Here is a 20,004-nt window from a genome sequence, read left to right as displayed (position 1 = left end):
TACTAATCAAACGACGCCACGCGAGATATCTCACTGTGTTCGAAATGATCAACGACTGTATATGTAGCCTCAGCTGCCGCGGTAGGTGCTGTAGCCGAAGGGGTTGAGGAGCAGGGGAATGTGGTAGTGCTCGGCGGCCAGCACGTTGAAGACGATTTCGACGAAGGGGTAGAACACCGTGGTGCCCTGCTGCTGGAAGTAGTCCTGGGTGAAAAACTTCATTTTGTAGGTGCCCAGCCGCAGCTGCTGATCTTTGGGCAGCAGGTCGGGGATGCGTCCGTCCGGGTTGGTGCGGCCCCGGGCCAGCTCCTGCCAGGAGTCATTTTCCAGCAAGCCGGAAAGGGCAATGGTGACGCCCTGCGCCGGGCGGCCCAGGGTGGTATCCAAAATGTGGGTCGTAATCTGACTCATGCGGCTAAGAGTTTTTCGAGGCGAATCCGGGTGATTTTATCCTGCTCAGCCATGGCTACGTGAATTTCTTCCGCGGGCGAATTGGGCAGCCGGGCCTGCAGCAAAGCCAGCATTTCGTCGGCCGACTTGCCCGTGGCGCACACGATAAAGATGTAGCCAAACTTCTGCTCGTAGGCGTCGTTGCCAGCGGCCAAGGCTTTCAGTGTGTCCTGGGAAGCCTGCTTGACGGCGCCTTGCTCACCCGCGGCCCACTGGCTGGTGCTGGCAAACTTTTCCTTGAGCGAGTTGACGTCCCCGATTTTGGGGTGGTGGGTGAAAGCCTCGCGCCAGTCGGCTTCCGAGAGGTCGTACCAGATGGTTTTGGCCTGCTGAAAAAGTGTGTCAGCGTCGGGCACAGGTAAAGCGGCGTTCAGCTGCGCTACCCAGGCCGTGGCGCCGCAGCACTTGGCCAGGGCCTCGGCCCGGGAGGGAGCAGGGAGGGAATTGAGTTCGGAAAGAGTCATGGGGTGTTTGGGCAAACAAAACGCTGAAAAACGGTTGTCATCCTGAGCCCTGCGAAGGTCCTTATCACGCTAGCACGCGTCGCTCAACTGGCGTAAGGTCCTTCGCAGGCTCAGGATGACAACAGTAGAGAAGTGGATGCCTACAGCACCGTCGGGAAGCGGTTCACGTTCTTGTAATAGATGTACACCGACGGCTCCTTGCCCAGGGTAGTAGCCCACTGCTGGCAGTAGGGTGCCATCCAGATAGAGTCGCCTTTCTTGACCGGGTACCACTGCTGGTCGAGCACATAAATGGCCTGGCCTTCGAGGTACATCAGGCCGTGCTCCATGATGTGGGTTTCGACCATGGGCAGGTGTCCGCCCATGTCGTAGGTAAAGATGTTGACGGCCATGTCGAAGCTCAGCTCATTGGGTAGCAGCTCCTGAATGCGCAGCGCGTCATTGTTCATGTAGATGGGCGCCTTAGCAATATCCCGCTCCCCAAACAGCACGTCGGGCACGGTGTAGCCTTCCAGGGGTTCGTACACCTTGTGAAACGTCAGCACCTGGGTGCCTTCGGTGGGGTTTTGGAACAGGTAGGTCTTCTCGATGGGCACGTACACATACTGGCCCGCTGCCAGGGTTTTTTCCTGCCCGTCGATGGTGGCCTGGAGTTGGCCTTCCACTACGTAGAAGAAAATCTGGGCGGCCTGGGTCTGGCCTTTCAGCTCGCCGCCTTCGCGCAGGGTAATGAGGGTTTGGGCCAGCCGGGCGCCCATCTGCTCGTTGATGATGACGTTGACGGTGCAGTTGGTCCAGCCAGGCACGTTGCTATTGATGTAGCCGTCGGGGCAATAATGGCGTGGTTGTGCTTTACCACGGAGCGGGTCAGGGCAGAAATTTCCATCTAGTTCGGAAGGGTGGATTGGTAATGGGAGAAGAGAAGCTGCAAAAACCGCTCGGATACCTGCACGGCGGCGGCTACGTCGGACAGCTCCACGTTTTCCAGCGGGTTGTGACTTATGCCCTTAAAGCAGCGGATAAAGAGCATGGTAGCCGGCGAAACGGCCGAAATCGGTACCGCGTCGTGGCCGGCTCCGCTTACCAGGCGCACCGTTTCGTAGCCCGATTCGGTAATGGCCTGGCTGAGCAAGGTATTCATTTCCGGGGCGCAGCTCACCGGGGCCGTATACTGAATCAAGTTCCAGTGGAGCGTCAGGTTGCGTTTTTGGGCAATGCTGCGGGCTTTTTGCTCTAGCTCGGCGTAGGCCGTGGCCAGGCGGGCGGCGTCGGCGCTGCGCAAGTCCAGGCTGCAGACCACCTCGCCGGGAATCACGTTGCTGGCCGAGTGGCGCACGTCGAGCTTGCCCACGGTGGCTACCAGCTCGGCTTTATTGGCTACGCCAAACTGCTCGGCGGCCAGTACAAATTCGGCGGCCCCGGCCAGGGCGTCCTGGCGCATGTGCATGGGCACGGTGCCGGCGTGCCCGGCCATGCCCTGCCAGGTCAGCTCCACGCGCTGCTGCCCGGCAATGGCGGTGACCAAGGCCACGGGAATCTTGTTTTCCCAGAGCACGGGGCCCTGCTCAATATGGGTTTCGAAATAGCCCAGCCACTGGTCGGCAGGCAGGGCGTCGGCGGCCAGCAGCTGGGTATTGCCGCCCATGGTTTCGATGGCCTGGGCCAGGGAAATGCCGTGGGCGTCGGTTTTGGTCAGCAGACTATGGTCGAAAGAGCCGGCCACTACTTTGCTGCCGAGGTAGGTGGTGTGGTAGCGCACGCCTTCCTCATCACTGAAGGCAATTAGCTCGATATGGAAAGGCAGCTCGGTTTGGCTCAGCACAAACTGCTCCAGTAAGTCCAGGCCCATGAGCACACCCAGCGGCCCGTCGTACTTACCGGCATTCACTACCGTATCGATGTGAGAGGCTAGGACGAAGGTTTTGGCGCCGGCATGGCGGCTCACCAGCCGTCCGCGCACGTTGCCGATGCTGTCGACGCGGGTGCTGAGTCCGGCCGCGTCCATCCAGGACTTGACCAGGGCGCTGCCCTGCAGAAAAGCCGGGGTGCCGAAGGTGCGCGTCACGCCCTGGGTTTCTTCGCTAATGGCGGCCAGGGCCTCAATGCGGCGCAGGATTTTCTCGGCGCGGGAAGTGTAATTGTCGTCCACTCAGGTCGTGGGTTAGGTTATTAGATTGAAGAGGCCAGAACTCCGAACTAGGTTTGGCTCTGCATTCGGTTTACCGACTGGTCAGCAGCTGACCCTGGTTCAGGGCCACGAACTCGGGCCGCTGGTACACCGGCTGCCCGGCCAGATACGTCTGCTCCACCACGCCCCGCAGCCGTTGCCCCACGTAGGGCGACACTTTGTGCCGGTGCTGCAGCAGCTCGGCGGTGACTTCAAACGTCTGCTCCGGGTTTAGAATCAGCAGGTCGGCGTCGTAGCCTTGGGCAATCTGACCTTTGCGGTGGCTTTGGCCGATGAGCTTAGCCGGGTTGGTGCTCAGCCAGTGAGTAAGGTCACTTAAACTTGCGCCTCGTTTTTGAGCCGCCGTCCAGAGCACGGGCAGGGCCAGCTGCAGGGAGGCAATACCACCCCAGGCCGTGGTAAAGTCGCCGGAGTCAATCTGCTTCAGATCGGGCGGGGCGGGGAGTGGTCGGTGGCCACGAAGTCGATGATGCCCTGCTGCAAGGCGGCCCAGAGCTGGTCGTTATTGGCCTTTTCCCGAATCGGCGGGGCGCACTTAAACTGGGTCTGTCCGTCGGCAATATCCTCGGCGTTGAAAAACAGGTAATGCTGCCCGGTTTCCACCGTCAGCGGCAGGCCCTTCATCTTGGCCACGGCCACGGCCGCAATGGAGTCGGCCGACGACAGGTGGACGATGTGCACGGGGCAGCGGAACTCCTCACAGAGCCGAATCATCAGGTCCACCGCGTTGTCTTCCCAGTGCTTGGGCCGCGAAGCCAGGTAGTTTTGGTAGGAGCGTTTGTCGTGCTGCTTCCACTCGGCATCGTCGGTGGTTAGCTCGCAGTGCACCAGCAGCGGCAGATTGTGCCGGGCCAAAAGGGGCATTACCTGCCGCAAGTCGGCCTCGGTGGCGTTGGGGAAATCATCGATGCCGGAATGGGTCAGGAAGGCTTTGAAGCCCAGCACGCCGCGCTCAATGAGGCCCTCTACCTCCGCCGCATTGCCGGGCACGATGCCGCCCCAGAAACCCACGTTGGTGTGCAGCTGCCCCTGGGTAGCGGCCAGCTTGCGCTCGAAGTTGGCTACCGAGGTCGTAACCGGGGCCGAGTTCAGGGGCATGTCCACGAGCGTGGTAAGGCCGCCGGCCAGCGCGGCGCGGGTGGCCGTGTTGAAGCCTTCCCACTCGGTGCGCCCCGGCTCGTTGATGTGCACGTGCGGGTCGATGAGGCCCGGCAGCACGGCGTGGTCCCGCATATCCACGACGAGGCAGCTTACCTGGGCGTCGAAGGGCAAAACAGCGGCAATGCGGCCGTTGTCGATGAGCACCACGGCGGGCTGCTCTCCTTGGGGCAATACTACACGCTGGCTTTTTATGGCTACCTCTGGCATACGGAAGGTACTTTCTCTTTAAATTGGAGGCTTTTCCAAGCCAGTTTCCCACGACTTTCCCTCGCGGCACGGGTATTCACCTGCTTGCCCTGCGACCAAAGAACCTGCCTAGCGTGCTGCTACCGCGGAATCTTTGCCGGAAGTCGGCCTGTTGGACTGAAAAATCCTATTTTTCCCACTCTCCCAAAGGCCCTGCGGTAGGGTCTTGCTTTTTGACTGCATGACTCAAGTTTTACTTTTTTCTGCTTTCCTGCTGGGCCTCGTGCTGCTGCTGGGAGCCACGTACGCGCTGCAACGCTTCGCCAAAGTCGACAAAAGGGGTGGTAAGCTAGGGGAAAATGGCCTGACTATGCAAGGCTTCTCCTATCTTCTTATTCTGCTGACGGTTATTTACGTGTTGGCCGTCTTTTACATTCTCATCAAAGGCACGCCCTGGGAGGGGCATTTGATGGAGTGGCTCAACATTGTGGTGCGCCTGATGCACATCACCTTCGGCATTGCCTGGATTGGGGCCTCGTTCTACTTCGTGTTCCTGGAAAACGCCCTGAACCGCACCGACAACGTGCGCGAGGAGCTGGCCGGCAACCTCTGGGCCGTGCACGGCGGGGGCTTTTACTACTTGGAAAAGTATAAGCTGGCGCCCAAGGAAATCCCCCGCGACCTGCACTGGTTTAAGTACGAGGCCTATTTCACCTGGCTCTCGGGCTTCAGCCTGCTGTTTGTGGTGTATTACTTCAACGCCGGCTCCATGCTCATCGACCCGCAGGTGCTCGACGTGGCCCCGCTCACGGGCGTAGCCATCGGCGTGGGTTCCTTTGTGGTGGCCTGGCTGATATATGATGTGCTTTGCAAGTCGCCTCTGGTGAAGAAGGGGACGTGGTTTGCCTTGCTGGGCTTTCTGGTCATTGTTGGGTTTGCCTTCTTCTACTGCCAGGTGTTCAGCGCCCGGGCCGCCTACATTCACTTCGGGGCCATGCTGGGCACGCTCATGGTGGGCAACGTGTTCTTTACCATCATTCCGGCCCAGAAAGCCATGGTGAAAGCCGCCACGCTGGGGCAGCCTTTGGACCCTACGCTCGGCAAAAACGCCCTGACCCGCTCCCTGCACAACAACTACTTCACCCTGCCGGTGCTGTTTGTGATGGTCAGCAACCACTTTCCCAGCACCTTCGGACACTCCCAGCCCTGGCTAATTCTGGCCGCCATTTCTCTGGGTGTGGCGGGCGTGAAGCACTGGCTCAACCTGCGGGAAAAGAAGCAGGCCACCGTCTGGATTCTGCCCGCCTCTGTCGTGTTTTTGCTGGCCGTAGCCTTTGTTTCGGCCCCGCCCAAGCAGGCGGCGGCCGGTGGTGCGGCGGCCTGCACGCCCAACGTAAGCATAGCCCAGGTCAATGCTATTGTGCAAAACCGCTGCGTACGCTGCCACTCCTCCAACCCGACCGATGAGGTGTTTAAATCGGCGCCGAACGGGGTGAAATACGACACGCCGGAGGATATTATCCGGCTGCAGGACAAGATTATGCAGCGGGTGGTAGTGACCAAAACGATGCCCCAGAACAACAAAACCAACATGACCCAGGAGGAGCGCGACCTTATCCGGTGCTGGATTGAGCAGGGCGCCCAGAACAAGTAGCCGCATGAACGACTGGAGCACCGTGGAGGTAGCGCAGGTGCGGGGCCAGAGCCGGCTCATCACCTGCCACAACCTGCAGCCCCTGAAGCTGCTGAACCCGAAGTCGCCGACCCCGGCCTGCCACGTGGTGCTGAGCAGCTACGGCGGCGGCATGGTGGCCGGCGACGCTATCCGGCTGCGCGTCCATGTGGAAGAGGGCGCCCGGCTGTTTGTCAGCACCCAGGCCAATACCAAGATTTTTAAGTCGACCGATGGGGCGGTGGCCGAGCAGCACATTACCGGCCGGGTGGCCGAAAATGCTTTGGCCGTGGTGTTTCCCGACCCGGTGGTGCTACAGGCCGCCTGCCGCTACCGACAGGTACAGCAGTGGCAGCTTCATCCCACGGCCACGCTGCTGCTAGTCGACTGGTTTCATTCGGGCCGCATGGACCAGGGCGAGCAGTTTGCCTTTACCAGCCTGCACTCCGAGCTGCGGGTGCGGCGAGATGAAAAGCTGGTGCTGCTCGACCGGCTCAGCTTTGAGCCCGAACAGCACATTGCGGCCTCGCCCGCCAACTTCGCCGGCTACCAGACCTTTTTCTCGCTCTACCTGGTTGGCAGCCCGGAAAGCACGCTTTTCCAGCGCCTGGCCGCCCGCCTGGAGCAGCAGAAGATGCCCGGAAGCACTGGGCCCCACTTCCAAATCAGCAGCCAGGCGTGCCTAGTGGCCGTGAGCCGGGCGAAGGATGACGTCTACATTCTGCGCGCCGCTGCTCACAGTCGGGAGGCGTTGCAGCCCTTGTGTGAGCAGATTTTGCAGGAGCTGGCCTCAGAGGAAGTGCTGGGCTACAACCCGTTGTTGCGCAAGTATTAGCTTGGGAGTAGAGACACGTACTCGTGTCTGCTCGTGAGACATCTGCTCGTCTGCTGTTTTTCCGGCTTGCTATAGTTGCGGAGCGCGAAAACAAGTGTTTCTGTGCTCCGCAACTGCCCCGGGGCTTAGAAATATTTATTTGTAAGCTCCGCTACTCCCCGGAGCTCAAAACCATTTGTTTTCGTGCTCCGCTACTCGCCCGGAGCACGAAACCATTTGTTTTTAAGCCCTACTACTTCCTCTGTGGTCAAAAACAATTGTTTCCAGGCACAGAGGAATTACCGACGGTCTTCGCGCACGGAGGCCAGGGCCCGGGCCTTGGCTGCTTTGATGTGGTTGATAATCTCGTCCAGGCCGTGGCCGTCGATGGCGCGGGCGAAGAGGAAGGGACCTTCGCCTCGCATCTTGAGCGAGTCGCGCTCCATCACGCCCAGGTCGGCTTTGATCAGGTCCTTGAGGTCGATTTTATTGATAATGAGCAGATCGGACTGGGTGATGCCGGGCCGCCCTTACGGGGATTTTGTCGCCGCCCGACACGTCGATGACGTAGATGGAATAGTCGACCAGCTCCCGGCTGAAGTGGGCGGCCAGGTTGTCGCCGCCGCTTTCCACAAACAGAAACTCCAGCTTGTTCTCGAAGCGGGTCATAAGGCCTTCGAGGGCGTCCATGTTCAGGGAAATATCCTCCCGGATGGCGGCGTGGGGGCAGCCCCCGGTTTCGACGCCCACAATCCGGTCTTCGCTCAGGGCACTGTTTCGAATCAAGAAGTCGGCGTCTTCGCGGGTGAAAATGTCGTTGGTAACCACGCCCAGCTCGTGCTCGTGGCGCATTCGTTCGCACAGGGCTTTGAGCAGGGCAGTTTTGCCGGTGCCTACCGGTCCGCCGATGCCCACGGTGAAGGCCCGCTGGCGAAAGTTGCGGTAGGAAGGCAGGCGGCGGGTTTCGCGCTGGGCAAAGTCGCCCGGCGACTCGTAGGCTTCGTGGGTGTGCCCGTGGAGGAGCAGGGCGAGCTTATCGACAAAGGCCATGGGGTGAGATGGTGAAATGGTGAAGTGGTGAGTTGTCGTTCTTATTCTTCTTTCGTCTGTCATCCTGAGCTTTGCGAAGGATCTTATCACGGTAGCATGAGTTGTTGTTCCGCTCGCCGTTCGTATCCCATAAGGTCCTTCGCAAAGCTCAGGATGACAGCTTAAGCAGCCGATTTCGAACGTCAGTTCTGGAACAGCTTGGAGTAAATGTCGTCGTGCAGAACCTGGGCTGCATCGAGCACGAAGGCCGAGCGGGTGGCGTGGTGGTAGGTTTTGCCGGCCTGAGCGGCCAGGATGTGCTCGAAAACGGCGTAGAAATCGTGCTGAAGCTGGTGGCCTTCCATGGGGCCCAGAAAGCCCAGGCGGATGGCGGCGCTGAGCTGGTCGCGCAGCAGCATATGCAGAAACATGGTCTGCACCTGGTCGAGGGCAAAGCCGACTTGCTGTAGGCCCAGGGCAAATACCAGCGTGAAGTGCGGCGGTACCTGCTGCCTGGCAAACCACTGGCTGATGGCGGGCAATTCAGCTTCTGGGTAAAAAGAAACGAGCAGCTTGAGCCAATTGCGGCCCTGTACCACGCTGGCCTTGTGCAGGGCCGGCACCAGCAGCAGGGCTTCGTATTCCTGGACGACAGGCTCTAGTTCCGGACTCAGGCCTAACGCAAAGCAGGAGGTCATAAAAGGTAATTCCAGGCTCCCAATCTGCTGCAGGTGCGAATAAAGGAAGTTGCGTAGCTGGGTTTGGGTCTGAATCAGCCCAAATGTGACACTGCTTTCCAACCCGTAGGAATAGGCAAACGCGCCCGTCGGGATAGACGAGTCAACGAGGTGGAGCAAGCGGGCAAACTGGGACATTAAGGGAGGAAAAAAGGCTACTCTGGAACGTCATGTCTCCCGTTGATCGACATGACGGGCTAACTTAAAACAAGCTATACAGCTGGGCCAGGGGCAGCTTTTGGGCCGGCTCGCAGGTCAGGTGCACGCCGTCGACGGTCACGCGGTAAGTTTCGGGGTCGACCTGGATGTTGGGCAGGTAGTCGTTCAGGGCCATATCCTTTTTGGTCACCGTGCGGCAGCCTTGCACCGCTACCACTTGCTTTTGCAGGCCGTAGGTGCTTTGCACTTTCTCTACCGAGGCGGCCGACACGAATACCATCGACGCCTTGCCGATGGCCGCGCCCAACGAGCCGAACATAGGCCGGGAAAAGGAGGGCTGGGGCGTGGGGATGGAGGCATTGGCGTCGCCCATCTGGCTTTGCACGATGATGCCGCCCTTGAGAATCATTTCGGCCCGTACCCCGAAAAACTGCGGTTTCCAGAGCACCAGGTCGGCCAGCTTACCTTGCTCGATGGAGCCGATTTCGTGGGCAATGCCGTGGGCCCGGGCCGGGTTGATGGTGTACTTGGCCACGTAGCGCCGGGCCCGGAAATTGTCGGAAGTGCCAGCCGCGTCTTCGGGCAAAGCGCCGCGCTGCTGCTTCATCTTGTGGGCCGTTTGCCAGGTGCGGGTAATGACCTCGCCGACGCGGCCCATGGCCTGGGAGTCGGAAGAAATGATGCTCAGGGCGCCCAAGTCGTGCAGGATGTCCTCGGCGGCAATGGTTTCCTCTCGGATGCGGCTTTCGGCAAAAGCCACGTCCTCGGGAATGTTCTTGTCGAGGTGGTGGCACACCATGAGCATGTCCAGGTGCTCGTCGATGGTATTCACCGTGAAGGGCCGGGTGGGGTTGGTGCTCGAGGGAATAACGTTGGGCTCCCCGCAGATTTTGATGATGTCGGGGGCGTGGCCGCCGCCGGCGCCCTCGGTGTGGTAGGAATGAATGGTACGGCCCTTAAACGCCGCCGTGGAGGTTTCCACAAAGCCGCTTTCGTTGAGCGTATCGGTGTGGATGCAGACCTGCACGTCATACTCCTCGGCGATGGTCAGGCACTGGTCGATGGCCGCGGGCGTGGTGCCCCAGTCCTCGTGCAGCTTAAAGCCCAGGGCTCCGGCTTCCACTTGCTCCCGCAAACCCTCGGGCTTGGACGTGTTGCCCTTGCCTAGAAAGCCGAAGTTCAAGGGATACGCCTCGGTGGCCTTGAGCATCATTTCCAGGTAAAAGGCGCCGGGCGTGCAGGTCGTAGCCGTGGTGCCGGCCGCCGGGCCCGTGCCGCCGCCTATCATGGTGGTCAGGCCCGAGGCTAGGGCTTCGGGAATCTGCTGGGGGCTGATGAAGTGGATGTGGCAGTCGATGCCGCCGGCGGTGAGAATCTGGCCTTCCCCGGCTATGACTTCAGTTGTTACGCCCACGGTCATGCCGGGCGTCACGCCGGGCATAATGTGGGGGTTGCCAGCCTTGCCGATGCCGCTGATGCGCCCGTTCTTGATGCCAATGTCGGCCTTGTAAATACCGGTGTAGTCGAGCACCAGGGCGTTGGTAATAACCAAGTCCAAAGCTTCGTCCTGACTGATGCCGGCGGCCTGGCCCATACCGTCGCGCAAGACCTTACCGCCCCAAACTTGCATTCCTCGCCATACACGGTGTAGTCTTGCTCCACCTGAATCAGCAAGTCAGTGTCGCCCAGGCGGACTTTGTCGCCGGTGGTGGGCCGTACATATCGGCGTAAGCGCGGCGGGAAATAGGGAGGGACATAAGGGCAATATGTAAGAAGCGGTGACTTAAAAATTGAAGTAGAGATGCTTTCGGGTTTCAATTGAAACCGTGAGCAGCCGTAGGATCTTCGTGACTAATTCTCCGGCCTTCCCGGCTTGAAGTTTCTGCTGATACTCCAGCAGCCTTTTTCGTATTCGAAGCTTTGCTTGGTCATCGATAACCCAGTCGTTCTCGCCCCACTGAAGCATACTGTCGTTTTCCTCGTTGATTATATCGAGCACTGCAGTTTGATAGTCCAGAAAGTAAACCTCTTCTTCTGTCAGAATTAGAACATTTTGATGCGTGGCATGGGAAAGAGCCCAGTCGACAACGTCAGAGTATTCCAGTTCATCTTCGTCTACACTTTCATCGGGCACACACAGGAAAAAGCGCAGATTCATTGTCAGCCGCTAAGAATGAAAACGGGCTCCATCTAACTTCGCTTTACCCAAAGCGCCCTGCTTCCCTTCCTCACTCAACTGCCCATCAATCCAGCCGTTGCCGCCATACACGATTCGCTCGCCGCCCAGGGCTACCAGCGTCACGCGCTTCCGCTCCCCGGGCTCGAAGCGTACCGCCGTGCCGGCCGGAATATTGAGCCGGAATCCGTAGGCCGCGGCCCGGTCGAACTGCAGGGCGGCGTTGGTTTCGAAGAAGGGGTAGTGGGAGCCCACCTGCACCGGCCGGTCGCCCATATTCACGACTTCCACTTCCACCGTGTCGCGGTTTTCGTTCAAAATCAGCTCGCCTTCGGTTAGCTGGTACTCGCCGGGCGTGTCGTTGATCAGGTTGTCGGGCTGGGCTACGGCGGCCGTGCGGGTCAGGCCGGAGCCGTAGAGGGCCAGGGCCGGGTCACCGGTTTCGCGGCAGATGGGATGGTGCACCGTGACCAGCTTAGTGCCGTCGGGAAAAGTGCCTTCCACCTGCACCTCGTGAATCATGTCGGCCACGCCGGGCATCACGTCCTGCAAGCCCAGCAGCAGCTTGCCCTTGTTCATGAGCGTGGTCACGGCCTCCCCGTCGCGGATAAACTCCAGCAGCTGGGTGGCCAACAGGGCCAGGGCTTCGGGATAGTTCAGCAGCAGGCCCCGGGCGTAGCGCTTCTGGGCCACGAAGCCGGCTTGGTGCAGCACCAGTTTGTCGAGGTCTTTGGGAGTCAGGTGCATCGCTTGGTAAGGATTGCTAAAGGAGAATAGTGGTTGTAGCGGAGTGGTTTGGGGAAAGCCCGGAGTTGTTCCTCAACTACTGGACAATCACCATTTCATATTCACGTAAATCATCCAGGCGCCATAGCCCACGCAGAGGACGGACGAGAGCAGGATGCTGCCGAATTTCAGGACCCGGTTGACTTTCATGCGCCTGGTAAATGGAATGCTGCACAAGCCGGCCACCACGAACATGCCCAGAATAGAGCCCAGCCCGAACACCAGCATATAAAGAATGCCGGGCAAAGGCCGGCGAATTTCGCTCATCACCAGCAGCACCAGGGCCCCGCTGCCCGCCAGGCCGTGCAGCAGGCCCACGGTGTAAGCCAGGCGGTGCTGGTAGCGGGCCGGGCGCACGTTGATGGGCTTGTCCCAGCCTACCAGCCGGCTCAGGCCCATGGCAATGAGCAGCACGCCCACAGCCGCTTCGAAGTAGCCGGAAGTCAGGAACGTGACCCGGCTGAGCAGCACCACCGAGCCCACCAGTACCAGCATGGTGGTGTGGCCCAAGCCCCAGTAGATACCGTCGCGCAGGGCCTCGGCCGTGGTGTCCCGGCGCGACACCATATTGCCCACCGCCAGCAGGTGGTCGGGCTCGAAGGCGTGCCCCAGGCCGGCCACTGAAGCAAACATAATCGGGACTAAAGCTTCCATGCAGAGCTGCGCATACCAAAGGCTTGAGCGCTCAATATAGAAGATAGTCAGGCTTAGCGCCCGCTGAGCCGCATATTTTCCTTTAAAAAGCCGCGGCCGGTTCGTCTTCCGCGGGCAGGTTCAGTTGCGAATAGGGTTAACGCTGCGGGCCGGATTCCTTTTTTCTCCGCAAGTGTTCAACCAGTCGGGGCCACGGTTGGCGTGGTGCTGGAACCCATTCGGCCAAAAAATTCCTGTGCTTCCGGCATTCTCTATTTCTTGCATAGTTGCCCGATATCGTAGTGCCTTAGTATGTCTGAATTAACCTCTTCCGCAGCTACTCCTTCCCTCGCCGATTTTGCCCAGGCCCAGGCGCGTATCGCGCAGCTTGAACAGGCGCTGCACCAGGCTCACCAGGCCAAGCAGGTCGCCGATGAGCGCATGGCGTATTATGCCAACTACCTCACGGAAGGAGTGGTGCTGCTGAATTCGGAAGGCCGGGTGTTATTGCTGAATGAGCCTTTCTGCCAGTTTTTCGGTGTTCCGCACCCGGCCAGTCAGTGGCTGCAACGGTCGGTGGCCGAGCTCAGTGCCGAAATCACCTTGTGCTGCGACCAGACCCAACAGCTGGTTCACGAGTTTGAGGCCGTGGCGCAGAGCGGGCAGCCCGCCTACGGCAAGCAGGTGCTGCTGACCAACGGCCGGATTCTGGACTGCGACGTGGTGCCCTTGCAGGCCCTGGAAGTAGGCTCGACCAACGTGCTGCTGCGCTACCGCGACGTGACCAGCCAACACCAGGCCGCGGCCGAGCTGCAGGCCATGTCGCGTATTCCGGAGCAGAACCCCAACCCGGTGCTACGTTTCCAGAAGGATGGGGAGCTGTTGTTTGCTAATGCAGCCCTGCGCCACCTACGTGACAATCTTGACGCCGAGAGCCGGACTCAGGTATGGCAATCCTTGCTGGCCGCTGCCGCTCAGGCCCTGGCCACGGATACGTCCCAAACCCTGGAAGTGGCCTTCGGCCCGCGGCTGTTCCGGGTTAAGGTTATGCCCTTCGTGGCGGAAGAATACACCAACCTCTACCTGCAGGAAATTACCGAGCAGCGTGAGGTAGAGCTGCAGATGGCCAAGCAGCGCCAGTTCTACGAAACGATTCTGGATGAGCTGCCGGTAGAGGTCGTGATGCTCGATGCCCAGCAGCGCTACCTCTACGCCAATCCCTACGCCGTGCCCGACGCTGAGGCCCGGGCCTGGTTGCCGGGTCACACCATCACCGAGTTTTGCCAGCGCTACAACTACCCGCTGACACTGGCCGAGCAGCGCCACAGCATGTTTGAGCTGGCCCAGCAAGACGATCAGCTCATCATCTGGGACGATATTACGCCCTATCCCGACGGCATGCGCTGCCACCAGCGCCACTTCAAGGCCATTGCCGGTCCCGACGGCACCCTGCAGTTTATGCTTGGCTACGGGCTCGATATTACCGACCGGGTAAAGGCCCAGCAGCAGCTCCTCGACGAGCAGAAATTCACCCAGCAGGTGCTGGACACCATTCCCAGCCTGATTTACGTGCGCGACGCGGCCGGCAACCTGGTATTTCGCAACCACGCCATGCGCCAACTCCAAGAGTTTCGGCCCTATCGGGCCAAGGCGGCCCAGGAACCCGGCAGCATTGTGGCCCGGGAAGAGCAAGAGTACACCGCCGCCGATGCCCACGTGCTGGCTACCGGGGAAGAAATCAAAAAGGAAGACCCTTACACGCTGCCTACCGGCGAAACCCTGTGGTTCCAGACGACCAAGCGCCCCCTACGCCGGCCCGATGGCACTGTGGAAGTGCTGGGCGTCAGCACCGACATTACTGACCTGAAAGCGGCCACCGAAGCTGCCGAAGCTGCCGCCAAAGCCCGGGAAAACTTCCTGGCCAACATGAGCCACGAGATTCGCACGCCCCTCAACGGAGTGCTGGGCATGGCCGGGCAGCTGGCCAAAACCAACCTCAACGAGCGGCAGCAGGAACTGCTGAAGGTGATTCGCTCCTCCGGGCAGCACTTGCTGGGCATCCTGAACGACGTGCTCGACATGGCCAAGATTACCTCGGGCAAGCTGGAGTTTGAGCAAACCGCCTTCAACCTCTGCGACTCAATGGGGCAGGCCGTGGAGCCGCTGGCGCTGCTGGCCATTGAAAAAGGCCTTGAGTTTAAGGGCACCCCGCTGCGGGAAAGCTGCCCCAACTCCTGGGTGGTCGGCGACCCGTTCCGCCTCAACCAGATTCTGATCAACCTCGTGTCCAACGCCGTGAAGTTCACTGAGCGCGGCACCATCACGGTGGGCGGCTACTACGTGGGCGAAACCGAAACCCACCTGACCACTGAGTTTCGGGTCACGGATACCGGCATTGGCATTGCCCCGACAAAATTGACCGGATTTTCGAAGGCTTTACCCAGGCCTACGCCGATACGACCCGCCGCTTTGGCGGCACGGGACTGGGCCTGAGCATCAGTCGGGTGCTGGTCGAAAAGCTGGGCGGCGTGCTCAAGGTGGAAAGTGAAGTTGGGCGCGGCAGCACCTTCTCCTTTACGCTCACTCTGCCCAAGGCCGAAGCGCCCCGGGCCAAAACCGAGGACGTACTGGATAACGGCTCGTTGATCGGTCGCCGGATTCTGCTGGCCGAAGACAATGAAATTAACCGCGACGTGGCCCGCCTCATGCTGGAAGAATGGCAGGTGCAGGTGGATGAGGCCCCCGACGGCTTAATCGCCGTAGAAATGCACGCTGCCAACGCCTACGACGTGATTCTGATGGACATTCAGATGCCCAACATGAATGGTCTGGAGGCCACGGCCCGCATCCGGCAGCATCCCGACTCGCAGCGCGCCCAGGTTCCGATTCTGGCTCTAACGGCTAATGCCTTCCGGGCTGACAACGAGTTGTACCTGGCCGCCGGCATGAACGACTGCCTGGCCAAGCCTTTCGAGGAAGACGCACTGTATCAGAAGCTGGTCAACCTGGTAGCCTCGGCGGCCCAGCACACCCGCAGCTACGACTTGACCAGTCTGCGGGAGCTGGCCCGCGGCAAGCAGGCCTTTGTCGACAAGATTATTCGCTCCTTTTTGCGCAATATTCCCGAAACCGTGCAGGACCTGCGCCTGGCGGCCGGCGACGGAAACTGGGTGCGGGTAGCAGAGCTGGTGCACCACATCAAGCCCAACCTGGTGCAGCTGGGCGTGGAGGGGGTGGATGAAGCCGTAAAGCAGCTGGAGCAGGCCCGTCACGGTATCGGCGCCTCCGAAACCCGCCTGGCCGCCGTTGGTCACCTGACCACCCGCCTCGACCGGGTGGTGCAGGAGCTACCCACCGAGCTCAGCTCAGAAGGCGCGTAACGGCTACTACTTAAAGACTGCGCAGCTTGCGGAAAAACTCTTCCTGGTAGGATTTGCCCACCGGAATTTCATGGTCGCCGAGCAGGAGCTGGTTGTCTTCGACGGCCTCAATGCGCTTGGTATTGACGATGAAGGAGCGGTGCACGCGCACGAAATGGCTGAATGGTAGCCGCTCTTCCAAGGCCTTGAGCGTGATGTATACGATGTGCTTGTGCTTGGCCGTCACGAACACCGAGTAGGTAGACATGGCCTCGATGTACAGCACCTCATTGAAGTCGAGCTTAACGAGCTTGTTGTTAACCTTAACGAAAAGCTCCGAGTTGTTGGTGGCTGAGCTGCCTTCGGGCAGGGTCGGGGCCGGCATGGCTGCGCGCTGGGCCAGCACCCGGGCCACTGCTTTGCTGAAGCGGGCAAAGTCTACGGGCTTGACCATATAGTCGGCGACGGCCAGCTCGAAGGCGGCGACGGCAAAATCGGCGTGGGTAGTGACCAGGATTACCTCGGGCTGGGGTTCGGGCAGGGCGCGCACCAGGTCCAGGCCGCTGAGGTGGGGCATTTCAATATCCAGAAACAGCAGGTCGATGGGCGTGCCGCTGCGCAGCAGGTTCAAGGCCTGCACCGCATCGGGGAGGGAGGCTACCAGTTCCAGGGAGTCCGTCATTTCCACGAAATGCTCGAGCGTAAGACGATTAATTTCGTTATCGTCGATAACCAGGCAGCGCAGACGAGCAGGGGAAGTAGGCATGAAGAGCGTAAAAAAGGGAGGTGCAAAAGGGCGGGGTAGCGGCAATTCAGTCGTTGGCATAGGCAGCCAGTCCGTTCGGAAAGCCAAAGGTAATGTTGAGCTAAAAGGCCAGCGTCAAGATAAGGTACAATCTACGTTTGCGTCGTTCAGTTTCACAAACACTTCTCGCTAACCTGTTTTTGCTGCCCGATGAAAAACGTACTGCACCTGTTGATTGGATTTACCTTCGCTGCATTTAGCTCCACATCGGCCCACGCTGCCACTCCATTCGCATCGGGCAAGCCTAGCCCTACGGCTGACCAGAGCTACCGGGTCCGGGCCCTGCAGCTTTCCTGCTACTACACCTCGGCCCTGCGGCTGAGTATGAGTCAGGCCACGGCGGTAAAGCAGGCTACCACTCAGGAATTGCAGCAACTCACTCAGCTTGAGGAAGCCGCCGAAGCTGCCAATCCAGCGAAGGCTCCATCTTTTACCACCGAGCAGGTTTTGCAGCAATACGACGCGGCCATGCTGCGTATTCTGACGCCCGATCAATACAACACGTTTCACCTCTTGCAGGCGCGGCAGTCTGGCCAGGTACTACAACTCAATGGCCACCTTGCCCATAGATAAGTGACGTAAGACGGTTGGCGGCTTTCGTTGGCCTAATTCAGGTGCGCATCGGCTTGGCTGGTGCGCACTTTTTTTATACTTGCACGAAAGACCAGCTACAGCGCTTCAGCCTTGAGTAGCAGGTTCTAAGAATAGAAAAAGTAGTTTTTATTAATCTTTTTTATTAATCTTATGGGCCGCTTTTATCAACCCGAGCCCATGAAATACCTGGCTGCATTCTCGCTCATGCTGGCCCTTGCCGGCCCCGTAGTAGCACAGTCGGGCAAGGCTGGGCACGTTCTGGAACAACGGCGGGCCACCTTGGGCACCGACGTACACAAGTTTCGGCACCTGGTGCCCGAGCGGGTCGAGACCAGCACCCAGACGGTATACTACACCAGCAAGCGCGAAAATCTGCAGGTTGGCGGCTACACCGTCACCGGAATCAGCTACGGTTTTTATAAAGACAAGCTTTGCTCAATAGAGTTGCGCGTGATGGGCGACGTGAACTGCAAAGGCATTCACAACCTGCTCCTCACGGAATACGGCCCCAGCCAGCGCGTGGCAGCCAAGAGCGAGAACTGGACCGACCCGCAGGTGACGCTACGCTACACCGAAGTGCCCCAGGGCTTTGCTACCATCGTGCTGGCCAGCAAAACCCTGATGGAGCAGCGCCTGGCCGAAAGCAAGCTGCCCGCTTTTCACAGCGCCTAGCCGCTAAAGCTTCAAACCAAACGTTTTCAGACAGGAGCCCGCAGGGCTCCTGTTTTTGTTTGCGGCAAATCCTACTTCAGTCCCCGGAACTTGCGCTGCATGATTTCCTGAACCGGCACATTCTCAATTTTGCTTTCCAGCCAGGAAATAATGTCGAGGTAGAGGAAGGGACGGCGCTCAAAGGGTTGGGCGGCAATGCGGATTAGCTGCTCCTTGAGTTGAATAAAGGCAGCCTTCAGCTCGTCGGGGGCCACGTCGCCCACGCTGCGCAGAAACTGGAAGATGGCCACCTGCATCTGCTGCTGGTCGTTCATCTTGCCCAGAAAGCGGTACACCGACTTGATTTGGTACTCCAACGCCTCGTCGCGGCCGGCTTCATAGTGGGCAATCAAGTTCAGGATGCGAGCAAAGCACTGAATGTCCTCGCGCAGGCTCACGTCCCGAAACTGGATTATTTTGGTGAGGTACTCAATGGCCTTGTCGTTGTTGCCGCTGCCGAAATATAGGCTGGCAATCTTGTAGTAGAACACGAGCCGGCGGTGCGAATCGAGCTGCACCTGGAACCGGTCGAGGTTGTCGAGCAAGTCAGGAATAAGCGTCAGGCCGGCCGTAAAGCGGCCCTGCAGGAAGTAGGCGTTGATGCGGTTGGTGTAGATGTACAAGAACAGCAGCATCTCCGTATTCGGGTTGGTGCGGCGCTCCGGGTCGGCGGCAAAGGCCTCCAGGGTTTCGAGTACTTCGATGAACTTGCTGAAGTAGAGCAGGTTGTAGAGCGAAATCAGTAGGTTGTGCAGGCCCTTGATGTAGAGCATGGTTTGCTGCTCCTTCATGGGCGGGTTCTGTTCAAACAAATCCACCCATTTCTGGGCGTAACGGAAGCAGGCCGGGAAATTCTGGGTGATGGTATGGTACCACACGTGGGCCTGGTAGTAGTAGAGCCGCTCGTAAAAGCCGGCCTGCTGCATATCTACCGTCGGTAGGGCGTCGTGAAAGTAGGCCGTGATGTTGTCGTAGTCTTCCTGGTTGCGGACGTGCCCGATTTTCAGGTATAACCCGTACATGCGCAGCGCCACGTTAGACAATTCGTGCATCTGGGCCACGTGCGCAGCCGTGTCGGAGGACTCCGCCGACAGCACCTCGGCCCGGCCCCGCAAGCTGCGCGTAATGTATTGCGACTCAATGAGCTTCTCAAAATCCAGGGCCAGCAGGGCAATATGGGGCATTTCGACCTGATGGGCGGTCTGCTTTACTTTCTCCAGCATTTTGAGACTCTGCTGGTAGAGGCCGCGGTTGTAGAGCACCCGGGCGTAGTCGAGCTGCTCGTGCAGCTGAATGTCGAGGTTCTGGCCCGAGTGGTACATGCGCAGGCTGGCCAGCAGCTGCTTGTAAAGGTTGGCCTTCAGGTTGGCCACTTGCACTTTTTTGATAGCCGGCACCTGGGCCAGTACTCGCTCTTCGTCGTAGGCTGCCTGCCCGTCGAGGGCGTCGAAGAGTTGCAGAAACTTCAGGCCTTCGTTGGAGCCCTGACGGTTGGTAAACAGCCGGAAGTGCCGCTTTTCAGAGCGGGTTAAGGACTTAATTAACTGAAAAACAGGGTCAATGCTTTCGTTAGGCATTGTAATGGCTTGTTTGGTAAGTGTTTGTATTTCAGGTAATTGCAGAGATATAAGCTATAATTGGAAATAGTGGTTATCCTACATATTGGTTTTCGTGGGGGCTGCTGCGGCTGCTACTTGCTGGCAGCTTAGGGCACTAGCCGGCTACTTCCGGGCAAGTTACAACTGCTTCCGACTTTGGCTAATCACCGCTCAAATTCCGGAACCCGCAGACAACTCAAACCAGAATCCGTCGCCAGTTATTGCCCGGCAATTGGAATTGCTGACCACCAATTTAAATAAAACCAAGTGGATTGCAGGGCTACGCTTCGTTTGCACCAACCCCGCCGCCCGTCTGCCTTTTGCCATGCTCTTCGCCTTTCTAGTCGTCATTCGGGTCATTATTCCGCCGCCGCTGGGCTGAAGGGACTGCTTTTGTTTGCCACAAACGAGCCTTTCTAAGCCCCGCGCTCAGGAAGGCTTTTTTACTACCTGCTCCTGCCAACTGCTTCCACTTAACCTCA

Annotated in this window: 21 protein-coding genes and 1 pseudogene; 7 read left to right on the top strand and 15 right to left on the bottom strand. The window is 59.2% G+C overall.

Translation table 11 applies throughout. From position 1 onward, the window contains the following. Positions 1 to 69: 69 nt before the first annotated feature. The 6 genes from uraH to allB form a co-directional block, all read right to left on the bottom strand. Complete coding sequence (uraH, locus tag MUN79_RS27670) at positions 70 to 411, bottom strand: hydroxyisourate hydrolase (RefSeq protein WP_244675672.1); 342 nt, start codon at positions 409 to 411, stop codon at positions 70 to 72. Further along, positions 408 to 914: a 2-oxo-4-hydroxy-4-carboxy-5-ureidoimidazoline decarboxylase gene (gene uraD / locus MUN79_RS27665; RefSeq protein ID WP_244675671.1), complete on the bottom strand. Its 507-nt coding sequence runs from the start codon at positions 912 to 914 to the stop codon at positions 408 to 410. The genes uraH and uraD overlap by 4 nt, the downstream gene beginning before the upstream one ends. Positions 915 to 1,054: 140 nt before the next feature. Continuing rightward, complete coding sequence (gene allE, locus MUN79_RS27660; protein WP_244675670.1) at positions 1,055 to 1,720, bottom strand: (S)-ureidoglycine aminohydrolase; 666 nt, start codon at positions 1,718 to 1,720, stop codon at positions 1,055 to 1,057. 80 nt (positions 1,721 to 1,800) lie between these two features. Then, positions 1,801 to 3,063 carry an allantoate amidohydrolase gene (locus MUN79_RS27655; protein WP_244675669.1) on the bottom strand — a complete coding sequence of 421 codons (1,263 nt, stop codon included), beginning with the start codon at positions 3,061 to 3,063 and terminating at the stop codon, positions 1,801 to 1,803. 70 nt (positions 3,064 to 3,133) lie between these two features. Beyond that, a complete protein-coding gene (locus MUN79_RS30480) occupies positions 3,134 to 3,457 on the bottom strand; it encodes an amidohydrolase family protein (RefSeq protein ID WP_262922957.1) in 324 nt (107 codons plus the stop codon). A 68-nt stretch (positions 3,458 to 3,525) separates the two neighbouring features. Further along, the gene (allB, locus tag MUN79_RS27650) at positions 3,526 to 4,470 is read right to left on the bottom strand and encodes an allantoinase AllB (protein WP_262922956.1); all 945 of its coding nucleotides are present in this window, start codon (positions 4,468 to 4,470) and stop codon (positions 3,526 to 3,528) included. Positions 4,471 to 4,690: 220 nt separating this feature from the next. Between allB and MUN79_RS27645 the strand changes: the two genes are divergently transcribed. Then, complete coding sequence (locus tag MUN79_RS27645; RefSeq protein WP_244675668.1) at positions 4,691 to 6,103, top strand: urate hydroxylase PuuD; 1,413 nt, start codon at positions 4,691 to 4,693, stop codon at positions 6,101 to 6,103. 4 nt (positions 6,104 to 6,107) lie between these two features. Then, entirely contained in the window at positions 6,108 to 6,956 is an 849-nt protein-coding gene (locus MUN79_RS27640) for an urease accessory protein UreD (protein ID WP_244675667.1), read from the top strand. 278 nt (positions 6,957 to 7,234) lie between these two features. On the opposite strand, the gene MUN79_RS31555 is transcribed toward MUN79_RS27640, so the two are convergent. The 7 genes and pseudogenes from MUN79_RS31555 to MUN79_RS27610 all read right to left on the bottom strand — a co-directional run bounded on the left by MUN79_RS31555 (position 7,235) and on the right by MUN79_RS27610 (position 12,455). After that, on the bottom strand, positions 7,235 to 7,384 hold the full coding sequence (locus MUN79_RS31555) for a hypothetical protein (protein ID WP_311136621.1): 150 nt from the start codon (positions 7,382 to 7,384) through the stop codon (positions 7,235 to 7,237). A gap of 37 nt (positions 7,385 to 7,421) precedes the next feature. After that, positions 7,422 to 7,985, bottom strand: a complete 564-nt coding sequence (locus MUN79_RS27635; protein ID WP_311136620.1) for a GTP-binding protein — start codon at positions 7,983 to 7,985, stop codon at positions 7,422 to 7,424. A 182-nt stretch (positions 7,986 to 8,167) separates the two neighbouring features. Continuing rightward, positions 8,168 to 8,839, bottom strand: a complete 672-nt coding sequence (locus MUN79_RS27630) for an urease accessory protein UreF (protein ID WP_244675666.1) — start codon at positions 8,837 to 8,839, stop codon at positions 8,168 to 8,170. Positions 8,840 to 8,903: 64 nt separating this feature from the next. Continuing rightward, positions 8,904 to 10,522: pseudogene (ureC, locus tag MUN79_RS27625) on the bottom strand (urease subunit alpha). A 121-nt stretch (positions 10,523 to 10,643) separates the two neighbouring features. Then, the gene (locus MUN79_RS27620) at positions 10,644 to 11,018 is read right to left on the bottom strand and encodes a DMP12 family DNA mimic protein (protein ID WP_244675665.1); all 375 of its coding nucleotides are present in this window, start codon (positions 11,016 to 11,018) and stop codon (positions 10,644 to 10,646) included. A gap of 9 nt (positions 11,019 to 11,027) precedes the next feature. Next, positions 11,028 to 11,783 (bottom strand): urease subunit beta, encoded by a 756-nt coding sequence (locus MUN79_RS27615; RefSeq protein ID WP_244675664.1) that lies wholly within the window; start codon positions 11,781 to 11,783, stop codon positions 11,028 to 11,030. Positions 11,784 to 11,870: 87 nt separating this feature from the next. Next, complete coding sequence (locus MUN79_RS27610) at positions 11,871 to 12,455, bottom strand: urease accessory protein (RefSeq protein WP_244675663.1); 585 nt, start codon at positions 12,453 to 12,455, stop codon at positions 11,871 to 11,873. 312 nt (positions 12,456 to 12,767) lie between these two features. On the opposite strand from MUN79_RS27610, the gene MUN79_RS27605 reads away from it, so the two are divergent. Together MUN79_RS27605 and MUN79_RS27600 are read left to right on the top strand one after the other, a co-directional pair. Next, positions 12,768 to 14,948, top strand: coding sequence for a PAS domain-containing protein (locus tag MUN79_RS27605; protein ID WP_244675662.1), 2,181 nt, complete (start codon positions 12,768 to 12,770; stop codon positions 14,946 to 14,948). Further along, a complete protein-coding gene (locus tag MUN79_RS27600) occupies positions 14,870 to 15,835 on the top strand; it encodes a response regulator (RefSeq protein WP_311136803.1) in 966 nt (321 codons plus the stop codon). Before MUN79_RS27605 ends, MUN79_RS27600 begins: the two co-directional genes overlap by 79 nt. Before the next feature lie 10 nt (positions 15,836 to 15,845). Here the strand turns inward: MUN79_RS27600 and MUN79_RS27595 are convergent, their stop codons facing one another. Further along, positions 15,846 to 16,580 carry a LytR/AlgR family response regulator transcription factor gene (locus MUN79_RS27595; protein WP_244675661.1) on the bottom strand — a complete coding sequence of 245 codons (735 nt, stop codon included), beginning with the start codon at positions 16,578 to 16,580 and terminating at the stop codon, positions 15,846 to 15,848. A gap of 189 nt (positions 16,581 to 16,769) precedes the next feature. Between MUN79_RS27595 and MUN79_RS27590 the strand changes: the two genes are divergently transcribed. Together MUN79_RS27590 and MUN79_RS27585 are read left to right on the top strand one after the other, a co-directional pair. Continuing rightward, complete coding sequence (locus MUN79_RS27590) at positions 16,770 to 17,192, top strand: hypothetical protein (RefSeq protein WP_244675660.1); 423 nt, start codon at positions 16,770 to 16,772, stop codon at positions 17,190 to 17,192. Positions 17,193 to 17,390: 198 nt separating this feature from the next. Then, a complete protein-coding gene (locus MUN79_RS27585) occupies positions 17,391 to 17,885 on the top strand; it encodes a hypothetical protein (protein WP_244675659.1) in 495 nt (164 codons plus the stop codon). 71 nt (positions 17,886 to 17,956) lie between these two features. On the opposite strand, the gene MUN79_RS27580 is transcribed toward MUN79_RS27585, so the two are convergent. After that, positions 17,957 to 19,501, bottom strand: a complete 1,545-nt coding sequence (locus MUN79_RS27580; RefSeq protein WP_244675658.1) for a hypothetical protein — start codon at positions 19,499 to 19,501, stop codon at positions 17,957 to 17,959. A gap of 94 nt (positions 19,502 to 19,595) precedes the next feature. Between MUN79_RS27580 and MUN79_RS27575 the strand changes: the two genes are divergently transcribed. Next, entirely contained in the window at positions 19,596 to 19,904 is a 309-nt protein-coding gene (locus MUN79_RS27575; protein ID WP_244675657.1) for a hypothetical protein, read from the top strand. Positions 19,905 to 20,004 lie beyond the last annotated feature (100 nt).

The organism is Hymenobacter cellulosilyticus, from assembly GCF_022919215.1.
In the GTDB taxonomy this organism is placed as follows: Bacteria; Bacteroidota; Bacteroidia; order Cytophagales; family Hymenobacteraceae; genus Hymenobacter; species Hymenobacter cellulosilyticus.
This window is presented reverse-complemented; position numbering and strand designations above follow the sequence as displayed.

Coding starts and splice junctions, on each gene's coding strand:
- uraH (WP_244675672.1), bottom strand. CDS start 411: ATGAGTCAGATTACGACCCACATTTTGGATACCACCCTGGGCCGCCCG.
- uraD (WP_244675671.1), bottom strand. CDS start 914: ATGACTCTTTCCGAACTCAATTCCCTCCCTGCTCCCTCCCGGGCCGAG.
- allB (WP_262922956.1), bottom strand. CDS start 4,470: ATGCCAGAGGTAGCCATAAAAAGCCAGCGTGTAGTATTGCCCCAAGGA.
- MUN79_RS27645 (WP_244675668.1), top strand. CDS start 4,691: ATGACTCAAGTTTTACTTTTTTCTGCTTTCCTGCTGGGCCTCGTGCTG.
- MUN79_RS27640 (WP_244675667.1), top strand. CDS start 6,108: ATGAACGACTGGAGCACCGTGGAGGTAGCGCAGGTGCGGGGCCAGAGC.
- MUN79_RS27635 (WP_311136620.1), bottom strand. CDS start 7,985: ATGGCCTTTGTCGATAAGCTCGCCCTGCTCCTCCACGGGCACACCCAC.
- MUN79_RS27630 (WP_244675666.1), bottom strand. CDS start 8,839: ATGTCCCAGTTTGCCCGCTTGCTCCACCTCGTTGACTCGTCTATCCCG.
- MUN79_RS27620 (WP_244675665.1), bottom strand. CDS start 11,018: ATGAATCTGCGCTTTTTCCTGTGTGTGCCCGATGAAAGTGTAGACGAA.
- MUN79_RS27615 (WP_244675664.1), bottom strand. CDS start 11,783: ATGCACCTGACTCCCAAAGACCTCGACAAACTGGTGCTGCACCAAGCC.
- MUN79_RS27610 (WP_244675663.1), bottom strand. CDS start 12,455: ATGTTTGCTTCAGTGGCCGGCCTGGGGCACGCCTTCGAGCCCGACCAC.
- MUN79_RS27605 (WP_244675662.1), top strand. CDS start 12,768: ATGTCTGAATTAACCTCTTCCGCAGCTACTCCTTCCCTCGCCGATTTT.
- MUN79_RS27595 (WP_244675661.1), bottom strand. CDS start 16,580: ATGCCTACTTCCCCTGCTCGTCTGCGCTGCCTGGTTATCGACGATAAC.
- MUN79_RS27590 (WP_244675660.1), top strand. CDS start 16,770: ATGAAAAACGTACTGCACCTGTTGATTGGATTTACCTTCGCTGCATTT.
- MUN79_RS27585 (WP_244675659.1), top strand. CDS start 17,391: ATGAAATACCTGGCTGCATTCTCGCTCATGCTGGCCCTTGCCGGCCCC.
- MUN79_RS27580 (WP_244675658.1), bottom strand. CDS start 19,501: ATGCCTAACGAAAGCATTGACCCTGTTTTTCAGTTAATTAAGTCCTTA.